This is a genomic window from Bradyrhizobium sp., assembly GCF_016462955.1.
Lineage (GTDB): Bacteria > Pseudomonadota > Alphaproteobacteria > Rhizobiales > Xanthobacteraceae > Bradyrhizobium.
Genome location: NZ_JAEMSD010000396.1, coordinates 1 through 3,871, shown reverse-complemented (window position 1 = coordinate 3,871; position 3,871 = coordinate 1). Strand labels below are relative to the sequence as shown.

The following is a 3,871-nucleotide window of genomic DNA, read 5'->3' as shown; positions in this document are numbered from 1 at the left end:
GTTCTCCGGCGTGTAGGCGCCGTAGGCGCTCGGCACATCGCGCAGCACTGTGGCGGGATGCAACTGGCCCTGGTCGATGGCCAAAGCGTAGATGAAGGGCTTCAGCGTCGAGCCCGGCGAGCGCACCGCGCGCGTCATGTCGACCTGCCCCGCCCGGCTCTCGTCGAAATAATCGGCCGAGCCCACGCGGGCGAGCACGTCGCCGCTTTCGTTGTCGACAACGATGATGCCGACCGAGATGTTGGGCCCGAGCGCAAGGGCGCGGTCGCGCGTCAGCGGCTCCAGCACCTTCTGCAGGTTCGCATCGAGCGTCAGCTTGATGACCGGCTTGTCCTTCACGACCGACAGCGCGGTGTCCGACGCATGCGGGGCAAGGATCGGCATCGGCTTGCGCAGCTTCGGCACGGGCACGGCCTTCGCCTGCCTGGCGTCTTCTGCGCTGACGATTTTCTCCTCGACCATGCGGTCGAGCACGCGGTCGCGAGCCTTGCGCGCGACCTCGGGATGACGGTCGAGGCGGCGCGTCTCCGGCGATTGCGGCAGTGCGACCAGGAGCGCCGCTTCCGCCAGCGACAGTCGCTTCGGCTCCTTGCCGAGATAGCCGAGCGAGGCGGCGCGAATGCCCTCGAGATTGCCTCCATAGGGCGCGAGCGCGAGATAGAGATCGAGGATCTGCTCCTTGCTCAGCGTCCGCTCCAGCTCGATCGCGCGCACCATCTGCCGGAGCTTGGCATAGAGCGAACGCTGCCGCCGCGGCTCCATCAGCCGCGCCAGCTGCATGCTGATGGTGGAGCCGCCCGAGACGATGTGTCCGCGCGTTCCGAGCTGCAACGCCGCGCGCCCGAGCGCCAAGGGGTCGATACCGTTATGGGCGTGGAAGCGCTGGTCCTCATAGGCGAACAGCAGCTTCAGGTAGGTCGGATCCACGTTGACCTTGGCATCGACCGGCAGCCGCCAGCGCCCGTCGGCCATGGCATATGCGCGCAGCAGCTTGCCGTTGCGATCGACGATGGTGGTGGAGACTTGCCGGGCTTCGTCGAGCGGGAGCGGGCCGAGGGAGTAGACCCAGCCGACGAAGCCGATGATGGCGAGGATGAAAGTGAGTGCGAGGGCGGAGAGGATGCGAAGCCCCCCGCTCCTTGCTCCGTCATGGCCGGGCTTAACCCGGCCATCCACGCCAACACCCACCGCCGGCGCGGCCGTGGATGCCCGGGTCAAGCCCGGGCATGACGACGGTGTATGTGGCTCGACATCGCTCATCTCACTTACTTCTCGCTCACTTCGCCGCCCGCACCTCGACACTGCCCGTGCCGGTCCGGCCATAGCGCGAGGGATTGTACATGTCCTCGACATAGGCCTGCGGCAGCACGTATTTGCCCGGCGAGACCACGCGCACGATATAGGCGACGGTGAACACCGACTTGGAGTCCGAGGCCCGGTCGACGGCCGCCGTGAAGCGGTCGTCGCGGAATTCGGTATTCTCGGGCTCCTCGCCGTCCTCGATCCAGTCCAGCGTGCCGCTGTCTCCGGAGGAGACCAGCCTCGGATTGTCGATCTCAAGGCCGGCCGGCAGATAGTCCGCCACCATGATGTGACCGTATTCCGGCTTGGCCTCGGTGATCTTCAGCACCACCGCAAAGCGCTGGTTCTGCTTGATCTTGCTGATGTCGGCCGGCTTGCCGTCGAGCGTGAAGTAATTCCGCTCGATCTTGAAGCCGTTCGATGCCGCAGGCTCCGGCGTCACCGGCGAGCCGGATACCGAGACCACCGCCTGCACCGGCGCGTCGCCGGTATTGGTGATCTTCATCGGCTTGCCGCTCAGTGTATCCGCCTTGTAGCTGCGATAAAGCGCGGTCTTGACCGGCTGGCCGTCGACCTCGATCGAGAGGTTCTCCTTGGCGAGCGCCCGCGCCGCCAGCACCAGCCACGCATTCTCCTGCGTGGAGGTGTAGGGCGTGAGCCCGCGCGCGGTCTCGACCCGCGACACCGCCTGGGTCAGCGTCGCCTTCGGCGCATTGCCTTCGCTGGCAAGCGAGACCAGCGCTGCGGCATCGCGCAGCTGCGAGCCGTAGTCGGTGCGGCCGAACTCCAGCGCCGGCTTCGGCGCGAGGCTGTCGAGCGCCGCGCCATAGACCCGCTCGGCGCGGTTGCGGTCGCCGACCAGCGCCAGCGCCGCCGCAAGCTGCGACTTCGCAATGGGCGTTGCGAGGTTGTTCAGCTTGGTGTCGGCGAGATAGCGGAGATCGCCGATCGGGGCCGCGCCGTTACGTGCGAGCACGTAGAGGCCGTAGGCGAGCTCGCGGCCGCCATCCTTCTCCGGCTCGTCGGCATTGACGACGGAGTTACGGATGCGGTCGAGCGCGTTCTTGAACAGCACGTCCGGGACCGCAAACCCCTTCTCGCGGGCGCGGGTCAGGAAGTCCGTGACATAGGCGTCCAGCCAGGCATCGTCGCCGCCGGCCGACCACAGCCCGAACGAGCCGTTCGAGCCCTGGCGCGCCAGGAGCCGCTCGATGGCGTCGCGGATGCGCTGGTCGACCTCGGTGTCCATGGCCAGATGCGCGCCGGCGGCGAGGTCGTTGACATACAGCAGCGGCATGGCCCGGCTCGTGATCTGCTCCGAGCAGCCATAGGGATAGCGATCGAGCGCTTTCAGGATCGTCGCCGCATCGAGTGCGGTCGACAGGCTCGCCGAAACCGAGACGCTGCCGGTGCCCGGCACGAGGTCGGAGAACATGTCGGCGGTCAGCGTGAGGCTCTCGCCCTTCGCCAGGGTGCGGATGGAGCGCCGTGCCAGCACCTGCGTCGCCGCCTTGACGTCGAGCGCATAGTGCCGCGCGAGGGCAAGGCCGTTCGGCCCCTTGATGTCGACGTCGAGCGTCGCCGGCCCCGCGGCCGTTGCGTCGATCGCCAGCGCGAACGCGTTGCGCTGCTTGGCGGCGAGCTTCACCGTGGTGGCGGGATTGCCGGTCATTTTCACCGGGCCGCCGGTCTTCACGTTGATGACGTAGTCGCCAGCCGGACCCTCGACATTGTCGATCTCGAGATTGACGGTGCCGCGATCGCCGTTGAGCAGGAAGCGGGGCAGCGTCGTCGTCAGCACCACGGGGTCGCGGATCACGACGTCGGTGTTGGCGCGGCCGAGCTTGGTCGCGGTCCACGCCACTGCCATCACGCGCGCAGTGCCCGCGAACTCCGGAACGTCGAAACTCACTTCGGCCGTGCCGTCGGCGGCGACCGTGACGATGCCCGAATACAGCGCCAGCGGCTTTTGCGCGGGCGGCGAACCCTGGAGCTCGCCAGCGGCGTCGCCGCCGGATTTGATCTGGCCGCGCGTGCCCGACATGCCGTCGATCAGCTGCCCGTAGAGATCGCGGATCTCCGCGGACAGACGGCGCTGGCCGAGATAATAGTCGTCCGGCGCCGGCGGCTTGTAGTTGGTGAGATTGAGGATGCCGACGTCGACCGCGGCGACGACGACCTTGGCGTCCTCGCCCGGGTTGAGCCCGTCGAGCTTGACCGGGATCTTCAACGCCGCATTGGGGCGGATCAGCGCCGGCGGCGTCAACTTCACCTGCAAGGTGCGGGCCTGCTTGTCTATGCCGAACCATTTCAGCCCGATCGCGCGGCCCGGCATGCGCTGGGCCGCCGCATCGAGCGGACGACGCAGCGTCGCCACCACATAGGCGCCGGTGCCCCAATCCTTGCCGATCGGGAGCTTCACCTGGGCGGTGCCTTCCTTGACGTCGATGGTCTGTGTCGTCAGCAGCCGCTCGCCGAGCACGTTGATCGTGAGCTTGCCGGCGCTGCGGACATTGACCGACACGGTCATGGTGTCGCCGGAGCCGTATTGCGGCTTGTCGATCGAGGT

At 67.5% G+C, this 3,871-nt stretch carries 2 protein-coding genes; both read right to left on the bottom strand.

The genetic code is table 11. The annotated features are described in order from the left end of the window. Positions 1–1,176 (bottom strand): transglycosylase domain-containing protein (locus JHD07_RS29450; RefSeq protein WP_291628539.1); only part of this gene is annotated, 1,176 nt, incomplete at its 3' end. 100 nt (positions 1,177–1,276) lie between these two features. After that, on the bottom strand, positions 1,277–3,871 hold a 2,595-nt coding region (locus tag JHD07_RS29445; protein ID WP_291628538.1), incomplete at its 5' end, for an alpha-2-macroglobulin family protein.